17 protein-coding genes are annotated in these 15,376 nt (G+C 72.9%); 11 read left to right on the forward strand and 6 right to left on the reverse strand.

What is annotated here, in order from left to right; translation table 11 throughout:
- Positions 1 to 7: 7 nt before the first annotated feature.
- A complete protein-coding gene (locus ACVJO7_RS08875) occupies positions 8 to 697 on the reverse strand; it encodes a GntR family transcriptional regulator (RefSeq protein ID WP_491672449.1) in 690 nt (229 codons plus the stop codon).
- A gap of 66 nt (positions 698 to 763) precedes the next feature.
- The gene (locus ACVJO7_RS08880) at positions 764 to 1,864 is read right to left on the reverse strand and encodes an amidohydrolase family protein (protein WP_491672450.1); all 1,101 of its coding nucleotides are present in this window, start codon (positions 1,862 to 1,864) and stop codon (positions 764 to 766) included.
- 237 nt (positions 1,865 to 2,101) lie between these two features.
- Here ACVJO7_RS08880 and ACVJO7_RS08885 point away from each other — a divergent pair, with 237 nt between their 5' ends.
- The 9 genes from ACVJO7_RS08885 to ACVJO7_RS08925 all read left to right on the forward strand — a co-directional run bounded on the left by ACVJO7_RS08885 (position 2,102) and on the right by ACVJO7_RS08925 (position 9,187).
- Positions 2,102 to 2,614 (forward strand): nuclear transport factor 2 family protein, encoded by a 513-nt coding sequence (locus ACVJO7_RS08885; protein ID WP_491672451.1) that lies wholly within the window; start codon positions 2,102 to 2,104, stop codon positions 2,612 to 2,614.
- Positions 2,611 to 3,483: a fumarylacetoacetate hydrolase family protein gene (locus tag ACVJO7_RS08890; protein WP_491672452.1), complete on the forward strand. Its 873-nt coding sequence runs from the start codon at positions 2,611 to 2,613 to the stop codon at positions 3,481 to 3,483. The genes ACVJO7_RS08885 and ACVJO7_RS08890 overlap by 4 nt, the downstream gene beginning before the upstream one ends.
- On the forward strand, positions 3,483 to 3,941 hold the full coding sequence (locus tag ACVJO7_RS08895) for a RidA family protein (RefSeq protein ID WP_344025122.1): 459 nt from the start codon (positions 3,483 to 3,485) through the stop codon (positions 3,939 to 3,941). The genes ACVJO7_RS08890 and ACVJO7_RS08895 overlap by 1 nt, the downstream gene beginning before the upstream one ends.
- Positions 3,925 to 4,335 carry a cupin domain-containing protein gene (locus ACVJO7_RS08900; protein WP_491672453.1) on the forward strand — a complete coding sequence of 137 codons (411 nt, stop codon included), beginning with the start codon at positions 3,925 to 3,927 and terminating at the stop codon, positions 4,333 to 4,335. Before ACVJO7_RS08895 ends, ACVJO7_RS08900 begins: the two co-directional genes overlap by 17 nt.
- A 28-nt stretch (positions 4,336 to 4,363) precedes the next feature.
- On the forward strand, positions 4,364 to 5,563 hold the full coding sequence (locus tag ACVJO7_RS08905) for an aromatic ring-hydroxylating oxygenase subunit alpha (RefSeq protein ID WP_344025126.1): 1,200 nt from the start codon (positions 4,364 to 4,366) through the stop codon (positions 5,561 to 5,563).
- A gap of 68 nt (positions 5,564 to 5,631) precedes the next feature.
- Positions 5,632 to 6,456 (forward strand): ABC transporter permease, encoded by an 825-nt coding sequence (locus ACVJO7_RS08910; RefSeq protein ID WP_491672454.1) that lies wholly within the window; start codon positions 5,632 to 5,634, stop codon positions 6,454 to 6,456.
- Positions 6,453 to 7,253: an ABC transporter ATP-binding protein gene (locus tag ACVJO7_RS08915; RefSeq protein WP_491672455.1), complete on the forward strand. Its 801-nt coding sequence runs from the start codon at positions 6,453 to 6,455 to the stop codon at positions 7,251 to 7,253. The genes ACVJO7_RS08910 and ACVJO7_RS08915 overlap by 4 nt, the downstream gene beginning before the upstream one ends.
- Positions 7,250 to 8,035 carry an ABC transporter permease gene (locus ACVJO7_RS08920; RefSeq protein WP_491672456.1) on the forward strand — a complete coding sequence of 262 codons (786 nt, stop codon included), beginning with the start codon at positions 7,250 to 7,252 and terminating at the stop codon, positions 8,033 to 8,035. The genes ACVJO7_RS08915 and ACVJO7_RS08920 overlap by 4 nt, the downstream gene beginning before the upstream one ends.
- 63 nt (positions 8,036 to 8,098) lie before the next feature.
- The gene (locus ACVJO7_RS08925) at positions 8,099 to 9,187 is read left to right on the forward strand and encodes an ABC transporter substrate-binding protein (protein ID WP_491672457.1); all 1,089 of its coding nucleotides are present in this window, start codon (positions 8,099 to 8,101) and stop codon (positions 9,185 to 9,187) included.
- Positions 9,188 to 9,215: 28 nt separating this feature from the next.
- Here the strand turns inward: ACVJO7_RS08925 and ACVJO7_RS08930 are convergent, their stop codons facing one another.
- The 4 genes from ACVJO7_RS08930 to ACVJO7_RS08945 form a co-directional block, all read right to left on the reverse strand.
- Positions 9,216 to 10,046 (reverse strand): ESX secretion-associated protein EspG, encoded by an 831-nt coding sequence (locus ACVJO7_RS08930; RefSeq protein WP_491672458.1) that lies wholly within the window; start codon positions 10,044 to 10,046, stop codon positions 9,216 to 9,218.
- Positions 10,047 to 10,086: 40 nt separating this feature from the next.
- The gene (locus tag ACVJO7_RS08935) at positions 10,087 to 11,373 is read right to left on the reverse strand and encodes a hypothetical protein (RefSeq protein ID WP_491672459.1); all 1,287 of its coding nucleotides are present in this window, start codon (positions 11,371 to 11,373) and stop codon (positions 10,087 to 10,089) included.
- A 5-nt stretch (positions 11,374 to 11,378) separates the two neighbouring features.
- Entirely contained in the window at positions 11,379 to 11,768 is a 390-nt protein-coding gene (locus ACVJO7_RS08940) for a PE domain-containing protein (protein WP_491672460.1), read from the reverse strand.
- A gap of 70 nt (positions 11,769 to 11,838) precedes the next feature.
- Positions 11,839 to 12,354, reverse strand: coding sequence for a DUF3558 family protein (locus ACVJO7_RS08945; RefSeq protein WP_491672461.1), 516 nt, complete (start codon positions 12,352 to 12,354; stop codon positions 11,839 to 11,841).
- Between the two features lie 275 nt (positions 12,355 to 12,629).
- Between ACVJO7_RS08945 and dnaK the strand changes: the two genes are divergently transcribed.
- Positions 12,630 to 14,504 (forward strand): molecular chaperone DnaK, encoded by a 1,875-nt coding sequence (dnaK, locus tag ACVJO7_RS08950; RefSeq protein ID WP_344025144.1) that lies wholly within the window; start codon positions 12,630 to 12,632, stop codon positions 14,502 to 14,504.
- The gene (grpE, locus tag ACVJO7_RS08955) at positions 14,501 to 15,244 is read left to right on the forward strand and encodes a nucleotide exchange factor GrpE (RefSeq protein WP_491672462.1); all 744 of its coding nucleotides are present in this window, start codon (positions 14,501 to 14,503) and stop codon (positions 15,242 to 15,244) included. Before dnaK ends, grpE begins: the two co-directional genes overlap by 4 nt.
- Positions 15,245 to 15,376 lie beyond the last annotated feature (132 nt).

Below are 15,376 nucleotides of genomic sequence, written 5' to 3' on the forward strand. Positions count from 1 at the left end.
CGGCCGGTCAGTGCGTGCCGCTGCGCAGCAGCGCCTCCCGCGCGACCGTCTCGGTGTCGCTGATGTGCCGCAGGGTGATCGCGGTGACCAGCGCCGCGTCCCGCTTGCGGTAGGCCCGGATGAGCTCCTTGTGGTCCTCCCGGGCCCGGCGGCGGCGGGTCGGGTCGGTGGTCACCGACAGCCCCACGTACAGCGAGGAGATGTCGGCGAGCCGGCGCATGATGGCGCGCAGGTGCACCTGCCCCGAGGTGCCGTCGAGCAGCCGGTGCAGCCGGCGGTTGTCCTCCACCCACCGGGTGGAGTCGCTGCGCAGCGACATCGCGGAGGCGATGGCCTCGGCCTCCTCGATCTCCTCGTCGGTGATCGTGCGGACCCGCTCGCGGGCCGCGATCGGGATCAGCGTCCGCCGGATCTCGTAGACCTCGTCGAGCTCGGCGAGGCTGACCTGGTGCACCGTCGCGCCGCGGAACGGGTCGAAGTCGACCAGGCCCTGGCTCTCCAGCTCACGCAGCGCCTCGCGCACCGGCGTGACGCTCACCTCCAGGGTCGCCGCCAGCTCGGCCTGGACCAGCCGGCTGCCTGCCGGGAGCACACCGGAGACGATGGCGTCGCGCAGCCGCTCGGTGACGTCGCGATGGGCGGTGCGGACGGCGCTCGGGCCTAGGCCTAGGCCCGGTCTCGACCCGGTGGGCTTCACGTCACGCCTCTCTCGTCGTCGGTCGGCGCGGGCGGTACGGCGGGGACCACCCGATGTGGCGTCGGGCTAGAGGAATCGTGCCGTACCCGCGGCCTCGACGGCGAGCACGGTCCCGGCGAGCGGGACACCGAGGAACGCGGCGCGCCTGCTCTCCTGGCCGGGCCAGAGCCCGGCCGGCCCGGTCCCGGCCGGATCGACGACGATCCGCGCGGCCGGCAGCCCGGCGGCCGGACGGAACACCGCGGCGGCCGCCGTCGTCACCTTCGCGAGCGCGGTGGGCAGGTCCAGCACGCCGCCGGCGACCAGGTGCAGCAGCGCGGGGAGCAGGGACTGCTCGCTGTCCAGGCCGGGGCCGTCGTTGCCGTGCACCGGTGCGTTGTGGTCGCTGGCGATCAGATCGACCTGCTCGGCGACGATCCCGCGGAGCCCGTCGCGGTCCGCGCCGCCGGGCACCGGCGGGAGCACGTGCAGCTCCCCGGCCCGTCCGGGTGGGAGCTCGACGAGGAAGTGCGGCGAGGTCTGGCAGGTCGAGTCCGGCCGGGCCGCGACCAGATCGGCCATCGACCGCGACGTGACGTGCCGGAAGTGCACCGGGCCGGCGTGCTCGGTGGCGACCCGCTCGAAGCTCTCCCGGTCGTAGAAGTAGACGGCGGCCCGGCAGCCCGCCGCCCACACCGCTTCGAGATTGGCCCGGAAGAACGGGTCGTTCGAGTAGAGCTTGATCGTCGGCATCCAGGTCTCGCGGACCTGCGCGCCGTGCTCCCGCAGCCAGCCGGCGAAGCCCTCACTGGACGGGCTGTCGGAGACCGAGAGGATCGGCAGCACCCGCGGGAACGCGGTCCCGGCCAGGAAGCTCGTCACGGCCTCCAGGGGCCGGGTGCGGACCAGGTGCCAGGGCAGCGCCGTGTTGACGGCGGTCGCGCCACCGGCCAGCGCCCGCCACCGGTCGGACTCGCGCAGGCCGAGATCGAGGACCGGCAGGTGGCTGTCGGCGTCGTAGAGCCCGGGCAGCACCTGCAGGCCGGCCCCGTCGACGCCGGTCGGGGGACCGGCCGGGCCGGGCACCTCCAGCCGGATGTCCTCCCGCCCGCCGCTCAACGGGGCGAGCACGTCGTGCAGGACGACCGTGCGCCCCGCCGGGGTGGTCGTCGCGGGTGTCGGGGTCACCGGAGTCGCAGTGGGCACGGCCGTCACGGACCTTCCATCGAGGACATTGCGGCCAGATCATATATGTTGCCGGACCGCTCGGAGCAAGCGTCACGACGAGTGATCACAGCGCTCCAACCTGCACAGACATGGTGTTTCGCGAGGGTGAACAAGTGTTTCGGGTTGGGTCAGGGGCTGGACGCGACGCCGGGCCGAAGCGCAGCTTTCATATATGTTGCGAGAACAAGAGGGCCTCCGATGACCGCGGATCTGGCGGTGCGGGTCGGTCGGATCGAGGCCCGGGACGCCGTCCGCAGGCTCAAGGCGGCCTACATGCAGGGGCTCGACGACCGGCGGCGCGGCGCGGTGGCGGACCTCTTCTGGGAGGACGCGGTCTGGGAGGCGTTGCCGGACCGGGTGCCGGAGGGCGTCCCGGCCGCTCCGGGCGGGGCCGGCCGGATCGTCGGCCGCGCGGCCATCGCCGCGTCGTTCGAGGACGCCGCCGGCCGGATGGGGTTCACCGCCCACTTCCTCACCAACGAGGACGTGACGGTGGACGGCGACCGGGCGGTCGGCCGCTGGAAGCTGCTGCAGACCTGCACCGCGGGGGACACGGCGTTCTGGCAGGCCGGTGTCTACGTCGACGACTTCGAGTGCCGGGACGGCGAGTGGCGCTTCGCCCACCTCCGGCTCGCGCTCGACTTCCGGACGCCCTATCCGGACGGCTGGGCGGCCACCCGGATGTGGGACCTGCCGGAGCGGGTCGGATGAGGATCGCGAGGTTCGCCGCAGGGCCGGAACGCGGGACCGGCCTGGTCGACCCGCGCGCCGGGACGCTGCGCCCGGTCCGCGAGACGCTCGCCGATCTGGTCGCCGGGGCGCTCCCCACCCCGGACGGCCGGACGCTCGAGCTCGGCGCGGTCCGCCTCCGGTCCCCGCTCGCCGAGGACTGCCGCGGCCTGCTCTGCACCGGCATCAACTACGCCGAGCACCAGGCCGAGTCGGCCGAGGTGTTCGTCGCGGCCGCGCCGCGGCACCCGATCGTCTTCTTCAAGACGCCGTCGGCGGTGGCCGACCCGGGTGCGGTGCTGGAGCTCGACGAGCGGGTGTCCGCGCAGTTCGACTGGGAGGTCGAGCTCGGGGTGGTGATCGGGCTCGGCGGCCGGGACATCGCGGCCGCCGACGCCGGCCGGCACGTGTTCGGCTACACGATCGTCAACGACGTCACCGCCCGGGACGTCCAGCGCAGGCACGAGCAGTGGCACCTGGGCAAGAACGTCGACGGGACCACCCCGGTCGGCCCGTGGATCGTGACCGCCGACGAGGCGGGCTATCCGCCGGACGCGGCGATCGAGCTGGCCGTCAACGGCGTCCGCAAGCAGCGGGCGCACACCACGGACATGATCTTCAGCGTCGCCGAGCAGATCGCGGTGATCTCCCGCTACGTCGCGCTCCGCCCGGGCGACGTGATCGCGACCGGCACCCCGGCCGGCGTCGGCTTCACCCGGTCCCCGGCCGAGTTCCTCCGCGGCGGCGACGTCGTCGAGGCCCGGATCGACGGTATCGGGCTGCTCCGCAACGAGATCCGCGTGACCCCGGCCGCGCCGCGGCCGGCCATGACCCAGGTGGAGGTGGCGTGATGACCGGGACGACGGCCGTCGGGAACCGGGTGGTGCGGACGGCGGGCAGGACCGTCGGTCTGTACTCGCCGGCGGTGGTGATCCCACCGGGTGTGCACACGGTGCACGTCAGCGGCGTGCTGTCGGTCGACCCGGACGGCGGGTCGGTCGGCCACGACGACTTCGAGACGCAGATGCGGACCGTCTTCCGGCTGCTCGGCGAGACGCTCGCGGCCGGCGGCTCATCGTTCGCCGAGCTGGTGAAGATGACGACCTACCTGGTCGATCCCGGCCACATCGACGAGTTCTACCGGATCCGGGAGGAGCTGTTCGCCGGGATCTTCCCGGGCGGCCGGCCACCCGGGAACACCCTCCTGGTCGTGCAGCGGCTCGTGCGACCGGAGTTCCTGATCGAGATCGAGGGCGTCGCGACGTCCTCCACCGGAGGCGAAGGGGCGGACGATGAGCTCGTCGGCTGAGGAACAGGCATTCCCGAGCGGCTGCCGGGTGGTCGGCACCGGGGCGCTCGTGGCGGACAACGCGGCGGACGCCGGCGGCGCCTCGGGCGCGCTGGCCCGCGGCACCGCCGCGGCGGCCGCCGGGATGTGGATGGGCACCAGCGTCCTGCCTGCCGGCCGGGGCGGCGGCCTGCACCACCACGAGGACCAGACCACGATCGTCTGCATCGTCTCCGGATCCATGCGGTTCGTCGTCGAGGGCCCCGGCGGCACCGAGGACTTCTTCGCCGGCCCCGGCGAGATCGCCGTCATCCCCGGCGGGCTGGTGCACCGCGAGGAGAACCCGGGCACCGAGGACTGCGTCTGCGTGGTCGTCCGCAACTCCGAGAGCCCGACCGTCGTCAACGTCGACTGATCCCCCCGACCCGACCGATGGAGCACCGATGACCCTGCTCACCCCCGAGGTCCGCGCGATCCTGGACGGCCTGCGCGAGTTCGGTGGCGACTACACCACCGCGCGGACCATGCCGGCCGCCGTCTACACCTCCGAGGAGTTCTACGAGTTCGAGAAGGAGGCGATCTTCGCCCGCGAGTGGCTCTGCCTCGGCCACGTCAGCCAGGTCCCGGAGGGCGGTGACTACTTCACCATCACCGTCGGCGACGAGCCGCTGATCGTCGCGCGCGACCGGGCGGGCGAGATCCGGGTGATGTCCGCGATCTGTCAGCACCGCGCCTACCCGGTCGTCGAGCCGGGCGCGAAGGGCAGCACCAAGCAGTTCCGCTGCTCGTACCACTACTGGGCGTACGGGCTCGACGGCCGGCTGGTCGCCGCGCCGGAGATGACCCGGACCTGCCCGATCGCCGAGCTGCGCGCGGAGACCCGGCTGCCGCAGCTGAAGGTCGAGATCTGGCACGGGATGATCTTCGCGAACATGGACCCGGACGCCGCCCCGCTCGCACCGCGGCTGGCGAAGCTGGCACCCGAGATGGAGGCCTACGACGTCGCCAACCTGACGGCGATCAACCATCTCGAGTACCCGGACCAGCCGTGGAACTGGAAGGGCATGCACGAGAACGCCCTCGAGCCGTACCACACGTCGTTCGTGCACATGGGCTACCACGACGTCGCCCCCGCGTCGATGGCCGAGTTCGTCGAGTGGGACGACGCCGACGGCCAGATCATGCACCCGACGAACTACCGCTGGATCGACGCGGGCTTCAACCCGACGGGCAAGAGCGTCCTCCCGATCCTGCCCGGGCTGGACGAGAAGCGGCGCAGCCGGATCATGTTCGCCTCGGTGCTGCCCACCGTGTTCTTCGCGCTGAGCCCTGACCAGGTCTTCTACTTCCTCATCACCCCCGAGTCGGCCGGCCGGATGACCCTGCGGATGGCCTGGCTGTTCCCGGAGAGCTCGCTCAAGGCACCCGGGTTCGACTGGGCCTTCGAGATGCAGAACGCGGTCAACGCGGTGATCAACGACCAGGACATCACCACCAACACCCGGATGCAGGGCGGCCAGCGGTCCCGGTACGCCAAGCGCGGCCGGTACAGCTGGCAGGAGTCGACGCTGCCGCAGATGAACCGCTGGCTGACCCTGCGCTACCAGGCCTACGCGGACTCGCTCGCCGAGCGGGCCGGCTGACCGGCGGCACGACCGTGGACACACGCACAGCGCCGCCGCCCGCACCGGTGACGGAGCGCTCCCCCGCGGTGCGGGGCCCCCGCCGCGACGCCGCCGCCGTCGCGGCGGGCTGCGTCGTCGTCGCGCTCGTCGTCGTCGCGCTCTGGGAGCTCGTGAAGCTGGCCGCCGGCCTGGACCGGACCCGGCTGCCGCACGTCTGGGAGGTGCTGGCGCACTTCGGGGCGCGCACCTCCCAGGGTGAGATCGAGCTGGTCTTCCTGCTCGGCAACCTGTGGGTCACCGTGCGGTCGGCCGTGCTCGGCATCCTGTGCGCGCTGCTCGTCGGCACCGCACTGGGCGTGCTCACGGCCAAGCGGCCGGTGCTCGGCCCGAGCCTCATGCCGCTGCTCGTGCTGAGCCGCGCGCTCCCGCTGGTGGCGCTCGCGCCGCCGCTGGTGATCCTGTTCGGACCGGGCTGGGTGGCCGCGACGATCATGGCGACGCTGGCCGGCTTCTTCCCGGCCGTGGTCGCGGTGGCCCGCGGGATCGGCGAGGTCCCGGTCGCCCAGCGCGAGCTGCTGGACAGCTTCGGCGCGCCGCGGCGGCGGCAGTTCACCGTGCTGGAGCTGCCGGCCGCGCTGACCCACACCAGCGCGGCGATCCGGACCGTCGCGGCCTGGGCGTTCCTCGGGGCCGTCCTCGCCGAGCTCCCGTCCGGCACCCAGGACGGCATCGCGGCGGTCGTCCTCGCGGCCAGCCAGTACTACTCCTACCGCCCCGAACCGATGTGGTGTGCGGCGATCGTCGTCGCCGGCGGCGGCGTGGCGCTGGTGTACCTGGTCTCCTGGCTGGTCCGGGCCGCCGCCAGGGCCGCACTGCGGACCACCCACCTACCGGCGGGAGCCGAATCATGACCATCACCCGCGACCCCGCCACCGGGACCCGCACCGCGATCGAGTTCTCCCGGGTCGGCAAGACCTTCGACCCGGCCGCCGGCCCGGTGCTCGACGGCCTGGACCTGTCGATCGCCGAGGGCGAGTTCGTCTCGCTCGTCGGCGCGTCGGGCTGCGGGAAGTCCACCCTGCTCCGGCTGGCCGGCGACCTGACCTCACCGACCGACGGTGTGGTGCTCGTCGACGGCCGGGAGGCCGCGCTCGCCCGCGAGCGCCGGGAGATCGGAGTGGTGTTCCAGAGCCCCAACCTGCTGCCCTGGCGCAGCGTGCTGCGCAACGTCGAGCTCCCGCTGGAACACACCGGGGTGCCCCGGGCCGAGCGCCGCGAACGGGCGATGGCCCAGCTCGAGCTGGTCGGGCTCGCCGCGGCGGCCGGGAAGTACCCGCAGCAGATCTCCGGCGGGATGGCCCAGCGGGTGGCGATCGCCAGGGCACTGGTCTACGACCCGCGGATCGTGCTGATGGACGAGCCGTTCGGTGCGCTCGACGAGATCACCCGGGACCGGCTCAACCTGGAGGTCCGCGATCTCTGGGCCCGGACCGGGAAGACCGTGCTGTTCGTGACCCACTCGGTGCCGGAGGCGGTGTTCATGTCCTCCCGGGTCGTCGTGATGGCCGCCGGGCCCGGCCGGGTCGGCGAGATCGTGGAGATCGACCTGCCGGGCCGGCGCACCGCGGCGACCACGACGACCCCGGGCTTCTTCGACGCGGTGACCCGCGTCCGCACGAGCCTGTCGGCGCACATGGGGGCGTCGTGAGCGCCGCCCCGGCGGAGCGGTACGCGCCGCGGGCGGCCACCCGGTGGCTGACCGTCCCGGGCACGGTGCTGCTGCTCGTCCTGTTCGTCGCGGCCTGGTCGGCCGCGATCCGGATCTTCTCGATCGGACCGCTGACCCTGCCGTCGCCGTCCGGGGTGCTCGCCGCGGTCGCCGAGAAGCCCGTCGTCTACCTGCGCAACGGATGGAACAGCCTGGTCGAGGCGGTGCTGGGGCTGGGCGCCGGCGTCGTCGTCGGGGTCGCGGTCGCGGCGCTGGTCGTGCGCCGCCGCACGGCCAGGGCGGTGTCGGCGGTCTACGCGTCCGCGCTGATGGCGGTCCCGGTCGTCGCGCTGATCCCGCTGGCCAACGCGGTCTTCGGGTTCGGCATGCTGCCCCGGGTGGTCGTGGTGGCGATGGCCGTCGGCCCGCTGATGTTCACCTTCGCACTGAACGGCTTCTCCGCGGCCGACCCCGGGACCGTGGAGCTGTTCCGCAGCATCGCCGCCTCCCCCGGCCGGACCGTCCGGTCGCTCTACCTCCCCGCCGCGCTGCCGCACCTGATGAGCGGCCTGCGGGTCGCCGCGCCGACCTCCTTCACGGTCGCACTGCTCGCCCAGTACTTCGGCGGGAGCCTGGAGAACCTCGGTACCTACATCAAGAGCGCATCGGTGCAGCTGCGCGTCGACAACCTCTGGGGCGCGGCCCTCACCGCGTTCGTGTTCTGCGCGCTGCTGTTCTGGCTCGCCATCGCGCTCGACCGGTTGCTCGTGCGCCGACGCTGACCCGCCCCGGACGGCACCTCCCCCGAACCCGTCCGTCCCCGACGATCCACAAAGGACACCATGATGCGCATTCCCTGTCGCAGGCTCCTCGCGGCCCTCACCGCCTCGGCCGCACTGCTCACCCTCGCCGCCTGCGGGACCGGCGCCGACACCGGGGACGCCGCTGCCGACGGCCTCCGGCCGGTCACCCTCGCCCTCGGCTGGGTCACCCAGGCCGAGTGGGCCGGCTACTACGCGGCACAGGAGCAGGGCTTCTACCGGGAGGCGGGACTGGACGTGACGATCCGGCCGGGCGGGCCGGACGTCAGCGCCCAGCAGATCGTCGGATCGGGCCAGGCCGAGCTCGGCACCGACAGCTTCGGCAACACGCTGAGCGCGATCGACCAGGGCGCCTCGCTGAAGGCGGTCGCCCAGACCACGGCCCGGCCGGGGTACGTGATGGTGTCGAGGAAGTCTGCGGGCATCGAGTCCCCCGCGGACTGGGTCGGCAAGCGGATCGGCTCGTGGGCCGGTGACCAGAAGCTCTACGCGACGATGGCCAAGTACGGGATCGACCCGGACACCGACGTCACGATGGTCCAGCAGGGCTTCGACATGAACCAGTTCCTGTCCGGCGACATCGACATCGCCTCCGCGTACGCGTTCAACGAGCTCGGCCAGGTGCTGGCATCGGGGATCCCGGCCGAGGAGCTGAACGTCTACTCCTTCGCCCAGGACGACACCTCGGTCGCCGAGGACGGGATCTTCGCCAACGGCGACTTCCTGGAGTCCAACCGGGACGACGTCACCGCGTTCGTCACCGCGTCGATGCGCGGCTGGGCCTACTGCCGGGACAACGCCGAGCACTGCGTCGAGCTGGTGGTCCAGCAGGGCACCGCGCTGGACGCCGACTTCCAGACCTACCAGATGAACCAGCTGAACCAGCTGATCTGGCCGTCGGTCGCGGGGCTCGGCAGCATCGACGAGGAGTGGTACCAGCAGTCGATCGAGCTGCTGCACCGGTACGGGGTGATCAGCCGGGAGCTGCCCCTCGACGAGGTCGCCGATCTCGCGCTGAACGAGGCGGCGACCGCGGCGCTGGACGACGTCGACCGGTTCGGTGCGGCCTACACCGCTCCCGACCTGCCGGCCGACCTGTTGACCAGGGGCTGAGTACCGGGCCGGGCCGGCCCGGCCCGGCCTATCCCGGCGGCGTCAGGGCGGTGAGGGCCGTCAGCTCCGCGACCAGGGTCGCGGCGTCGGCCGGGCCGGCCTGCACCGTCGCGCCGTCCGGCGGCGGCCCGCCGATCACCGCCGGGGTGGGCCGCCGCTGGTAGTAGCAGCCCTGCGCGGTGACGTGCACCAGCAGCACCGCGGGCGCCCGGTGCCCGCCGGGCCCGGACCGCCCGGCGCCGAGCTGGGCGAGGCCGCGCAGGTCGCCCATCCGCGCGACGAGCTCGGCCTCGGCGCCCGAGCAGCCGCGCCGCAGCAGCTCGGCCACCCAGCGGGTGCGGTCGCCCGCCGCCGCGGCGGCGGCGCCGGCGAGTACCCGCGCCGGGATCCGCACGGTCGGGCCCGGTCCGCGGGCGAGCGGCCCGAGCAGCTCCACCAGGGCGGCGGCGGCCTGCTCGGGCGGCACCCGGAGCAGCGCGACGTCGTCACCGATCCGGGTGGCGAGCACGGCCCGCCCGGACCGGTACCCGATGAGCGCCTGCTGGGCGGTGGGCGGGGAGACGACGAGATCGTGCTGGAACTCGGGTGCGACGACGGTGCGCAGGTCGTCGACCAGGGCGGATCGGAACCCGCCTGCGCCGAGCAGTCCGCGCGCGGCCAGCGACCGGGTCGCCGCACGGACCACCCCGGCCCGCTCGACGTCGGTCGGGCCGGGACTGAGCACGCCGAGCACCGCCGGGCCGCGGCCCAGGTCCAGCAGGTCGCGGGCGACGTCGAACTCGGCGGCGCCCAGCACGGTCGCCCGTCGCCAGTCGAGCAGCGGCCCCGGCGCGGCGGCACCCGGCGCGCGGCCGGTCACCGGTGGTCCTCGTCCGGGCCGAGGACGGCGTCGGTGGCCGTCACGTCGATGTCGAAGACCTCGTCGGTGGGGACGACGTAGCGGTTGCGGTGGTCCTGCCCGCCGCCGGTCCCGGCGCCGGCGCCGGACATCGGGCCGTACCCGCCGGGGAAGCCGGACCCGCGGGCCTCCGCGGGCCGGCCCGTGTACGTCGTGGGATCGGCCGGGCCGGGCCGGGCGCCCGGCGGGCCCCATCCGCCGCCGCGCCCCGGTGCCGGGTGCGGTTCGGGCGCTCGCGCACCGCGCCCGGGGCCGGGGACCAGCTGCTGTTGCCGGGCCCGTTCGGCGAAGTCGCGGGCGAGCTGGTCGCCGGTGCGCAGGCCGCCCGGGCCGGGCAGCGGGCCCCCGGGCCGGGTAGCGGGCCGAACGGGGTCGCCGGCCGGTCGGGCGCCCACGGCCGTTCCGGTCCCGGTGGCGTGCCGGGGCCCGGCAGCCGATCGGGGGGACCGGCCACGACCTCGGCCTGGCTCACGGTGTCCGGCCGGTGCGTGTCGGGCGGCTCCGGTACCCCCGGTCCGGGTGGGCCGGTCGGCCCCCCGGAGCCCCCGCCGCCCGGGACGTGCGGCCCGCCGGGACCACCGATGTCCGGGATGTCCGGACCGCCGGTGCCCGGTGGCGCGGGCGGCCCCGGGGCGGGACCGCCGGGACCGGTGATCGGCGGGGGCACCGTGCGGGTGTCCGGGCCTGCCACCGGCCCGCCACCGCCACCCCCGCCGCCCTGCTGGCCGGTCCCGGGCGGCCCCCCTGCCGGCGGTGGGGCGGCGCCGGCGAAGTCGTCGTCGGTCGCGGAGGTCTCGGCGGCGTAGCGGTCCAGCGCCCGGTTGGCGATCTCGTCGTTCACCAGGTTGCGCTCGGCGATCGTGACGTGGTCCGCGCCCCGCCCCCACAGCGAGTGCCACGCCTCCGACATGTTGTCGACCGAGCGCTGGAACCAGCTGTGGTCGGCCGGGTCCACGTAGGTGATCTGCTTGCGCATCGTCTCGAACGAGTGGCCGTGGTCGACGAGCCGCTCGGCGCCGTTGCCGGTGACGGCGGCGGTGTCCGCCATCCCCGAGGAGGTGGCGGCGAGCGAGTTCCGGGCCGCGTCCGAGGCGGTGCCCTGCCAGGCGATCTCGAGATCGGTGATCCGGCGGTCGGCCACGTCACCCGATTCCTGGAGTGAACCGCTGAGGGATCGCATGCCGTCGGAGACCGGCAGCGTCGCCGCGATCCCGGGCTTCCCGTCCACCCAGCCGAACTTGGTCGCCATGTCGAAAGCCGCGAAGTTGTAGCAGCGGAACAGAGACATGCTGCTCACCTCCCGCCGGGAGGGGCATCGCCCGGATGGGTCGACGGCATCGGGGCGGAGCCGAAGGATCGACCGAGCTCGTCGTCGGTGAATCCGTAGTGCCGGGCGGCTTCGGCGAGCCTGTCCGCGGCCTCCCGGAGCTCGGCGACGTGGGCCCAGTGGACGGCCTTGAACCCCTCGATCTTTCTCCTGAAGTTCTCCGCCGCCTGGATCGACACCGGGTCGCTGCCGCACGGCTCGAGGTTCAGCCGGCGGTCGGCATTGTCGAGCGCGCGTCGCATGGACTCGATCTGGGTGACCAGGACGTCCCGGACCTGGAGGACGTTGGCGACGTCGACCTGGAGGAGGAGCTCGTCGGAGGCGCTGTCACGGGGACTGTGCGCGGGTGAGGACACGGTCGGAACCTACGGACGACGCGGACCGAGCGTGGACCTTCGCCAGGACGCCGTTGCGATGGTGAACCCGTCAGCCACCGATGGTGGTCAGTACGGCCTCTGCGACGTCCTCGGCCTGCCGGCACACGTCGCGGATCGCCTGCGGGTCCCCGCCGGTGTCCGGCCTGCCGTTGTTGATCTGGACCCGGACGGTCTGTTGCGGCCCGGCATCGACGGCGATCTGGCAGAAGGCGGGGAGACCGGGACCGTTGTTGGTCTCCGGTGCCCCCTCGACCGCGCCGAAGCCGGCCACGAGGAGCATCCGCGACCCGCGTTCCGTCGCCGCGGCGTCGGCGCCGAGCGGGATGAACTGGACACCTGCGCCGATTCGGGAACCGATCCAGGTGCAGTCCCGCGCTGTCGCGCCGTTGACCGTGGTGGTGCCCGGGGTCCCGGTTCCGAGGCCGCGGGATCCGAGTTGCTGTTCGGTGAGCGAGTCACACGGATCGAGCCGGGACACGTCGATGTCCCGGGGGCGGTCGGGTATGGGGCCCGCAGGCTCGTCGGCGGAACAACCGGCGACGGCGCTGGCGATGCCGAGGAGCACCAGCAGGACGGTCGTGCCGCGCCAACCTGATCGGCCCACGTCGTCCTCCGTTGCGCGATGGAAGATCCACAGGCTAGTCCGCGGCCCACCACCCGCACGCCCGAACGCGTCGAAAAAAGTTGAGCCGGGTCGGAACAACTCTGCGGGGGCGTCCGTTGACCAGCGTGAGAGCAAGTTGAGCAGGGCCTACTCAAGGGCGATGCGCACCGTGCTCCCCGGCCTGGTACAACTTGAGCCGGACGCACTCATACTCGTACTACACGGAGGCAGTCACCATGGCTCGTACGGTCGGTATCGACCTCGGGACCACCAACTCCGTCGTCGCCGTCCTCGAGGGTGGCGAGCCGACGGTGATCGCGAACTCGGAGGGTGCCCGCACCACTCCGTCGGTCGTCGCGTTCGCCCGCAACGGTGAGGTTCTCACCGGTCAGTCCGCGAAGAACCAGGCCGTCACGAACTCCGACCGCACCTTCCGCTCGGTCAAGCGCCACATCGGCACCGACTGGAAGACGCCGGACATCGACGGCAAGACCTACGCGGCGCAGGAGATCAGCGCCCGCGTCCTGCAGAAGCTCAAGCGGGACGCCGAGGCCTACCTGGGCGACGAGGTGACCGACGCGGTCATCACCGTCCCCGCGTACTTCGAGGACGCGCAGCGGCAGGCGACCAAGGAGGCCGGCCAGATCGCCGGTCTGAACGTGCTCCGGATCGTCAACGAGCCGACCGCGGCCGCGCTGGCCTACGGGCTGGACAAGGGCGAGAAGGAGCAGACCATCCTGGTCTTCGACCTGGGTGGCGGCACGTTCGACGTGTCCCTGCTGGAGATCGCCGAGGGCGTCGTCGAGGTCAAGGCGACCAACGGCGACAACCACCTCGGTGGCGACGACTGGGACGAGCGGATCGTCACCTGGCTCGTCGACAAGTTCAAGAGCTCGCAGGGCATCGACCTGACCAAGGACAAGATGGCGATGCAGCGGCTGCGTGAGGCCGCGGAGAAGGCGAAGATCGAGCTGTCCAGCTCGTCCTCGACCAGCATCAACCTGCCCTACATCACGGTCGACTCGGACAAGAACCCGCTGTTCCTGGACGAGACGCTGTCCCGCGCGGAGTTCCAGCGGATCACCCAGGACCTGCTCGACCGGACCCGCCAGCCGTTCAACCAGGTCATCAAGGACGCCGGCATCTCGGTCAGCGCGATCGACCACGTCGTGCTCGTCGGTGGCTCCACCCGGATGCCCGCCGTCACCGAGCTCGTCAAGGAGCTGACCGGCGGCAAGGAGCCCAACAAGGGCGTCAACCCGGACGAGGTCGTCGCCGCAGGCGCCGCCCTGCAGGCCGGTGTGCTCCGCGGTGAGGTCAAGGACGTCCTGCTCCTCGACGTCACGCCGCTGTCCCTCGGCATCGAGACCAAGGGCGGCGTCATGACCAAGCTGATCGAGAAGAACACCACGATCCCCACGAAGCGCTCGGAGATCTTCTCCACCGCGGACGACAACCAGCCGTCGGTGCAGATCCAGGTCTTCCAGGGCGAGCGTGAGATCGCCGCGTACAACAAGAAGCTCGGCATGTTCGAGCTGACCGGCATCGCGCCGGCCCCGCGCGGCGTCCCGCAGATCGAGGTGTCCTTCGACATCGACGCCAACGGCATCGTCAACGTGTCCGCCAAGGACATGGGCACCGGCAAGAGCCAGGAGATGACGATCACCGGCGGTTCGGCGCTGTCCAAGGACGACATCGACCGCATGGTGTCCGAGGCCGAGGCGCACGCCGAGGAGGACGCCAAGCGTCGCGAGGAGGCGGAGACCCGCAACCAGGCGGAGACCCTCGTCTACCAGACGGAGAAGTTCCTCAAGGAGAACGACGAGAAGCTCCCGTCCGACGTCAAGGACTCGGTGAACGCCGCGCTGGGCGAGGCCCAGGAGGCGCTCAAGGGCACCGACCACGAGGCCGTCAAGACGTCCATGGAGAAGCTGGCGACCGAGTCCCAGAAGATGGGGTCGGCCCTGTACTCCCAGCCCGGCGCCGAGGGCGCCGCGGGCGCGGCCGGAGCCGGTGCCGCCGGTGCCGACGCCGGTGCGACCGGGGAGCAGCCGGACGACGTCGTCGACGCCGAGATCGTGGACGACGACAAGGACAAGGGCGACAAGTGACGGCGCACGGCCATCCAGGAGACGGGACGGTCGACATGGCAGACGGTGACGAGCAGGACAGGCAGCAGGAGCCGGTGACCTTCCGGGACCGCCGCAAGGTGGACCCGGAGACCGGTGAGGTCCGCGGCAACGACGAGTCCGGGGCCGCCCACGCGGCGGCCCCGGGCCCGGACGGCACGGACCCGGTCGCGGGTCCGGCCGACGGGGTCGACCCCGAGGTGGAGAAGCTGACCGCGGAGGTCGCCGAGCGCACGGCGGACCTGCAGCGGGTCTCCGCCGAGTACGCGAACTACCGGCGACGGGCGGACCGGGACCGGGAGCAGACCCAGCTCTCGGCGAAGGTCTCGTTCGTCAGCGACCTGCTCACCGTGCTCGACGACTTCGAGCGCGCGGAGCAGCACGGTGACCTGACCGGGCCGTTCAAGTCGGCGGCCGACAAGGTCACCGGCGTGGTCACCAAGCTCGGCCTGGAGTCCTTCGGGGCCGAGGGCGAGCTGTTCGATCCGCAGCTGCACGAGGCCGTCCAGCACGAGCCGGCCGAGGGCTCCGGCCCGATGGTCACCGTGCTGTCGACGGTGCTGCGCCGCGGCTACCGGATCGCCGACCGGATCCTCCGGCCGGCGATGGTGACCGTGCAGGACCGGCCGGAGGCCGAGGTCGCACCGGACCCGGCGGGATCCGGGGATCCGGAGCCCGGCGCCGGCGACGCCGGCCGGCCCGGCGGGGACGACCGGGCCTGACCGGTGTGAACAGGGACGTTGCCGCGCGGTGGGGGGGGGGGGGGGGGGGCCCCCCCCCCCCCCCCGGGGGGGGGCGGGGGGGGGCGGGGGGTCACACCCCCGCGGGGTGCGGGACTCTGAATAACACGCCGA

The organism is Pseudonocardia sp. DxW (assembly GCF_058448985.1).

What these genes read in the sequence shown, in the direction of transcription:
- ACVJO7_RS08890 (WP_491672452.1), top strand. Translation starts at nt 2,611, where the DNA reads ATGAGGATCGCGAGGTTCGCCGCAGGGCCGGAACGCGGGACCGGCCTG.
- ACVJO7_RS08895 (WP_344025122.1), top strand. Translation starts at nt 3,483, where the DNA reads ATGACCGGGACGACGGCCGTCGGGAACCGGGTGGTGCGGACGGCGGGC.
- dnaK (WP_344025144.1), top strand. Translation starts at nt 12,630, where the DNA reads ATGGCTCGTACGGTCGGTATCGACCTCGGGACCACCAACTCCGTCGTC.
- ACVJO7_RS08935 (WP_491672459.1), bottom strand. Translation starts at nt 11,373, where the DNA reads ATGTCTCTGTTCCGCTGCTACAACTTCGCGGCTTTCGACATGGCGACC.
- ACVJO7_RS08915 (WP_491672455.1), top strand. Translation starts at nt 6,453, where the DNA reads ATGACCATCACCCGCGACCCCGCCACCGGGACCCGCACCGCGATCGAG.
- ACVJO7_RS08925 (WP_491672457.1), top strand. Translation starts at nt 8,099, where the DNA reads ATGCGCATTCCCTGTCGCAGGCTCCTCGCGGCCCTCACCGCCTCGGCC.
- ACVJO7_RS08905 (WP_344025126.1), top strand. Translation starts at nt 4,364, where the DNA reads ATGACCCTGCTCACCCCCGAGGTCCGCGCGATCCTGGACGGCCTGCGC.
- ACVJO7_RS08900 (WP_491672453.1), top strand. Translation starts at nt 3,925, where the DNA reads ATGAGCTCGTCGGCTGAGGAACAGGCATTCCCGAGCGGCTGCCGGGTG.
- ACVJO7_RS08885 (WP_491672451.1), top strand. Translation starts at nt 2,102, where the DNA reads ATGACCGCGGATCTGGCGGTGCGGGTCGGTCGGATCGAGGCCCGGGAC.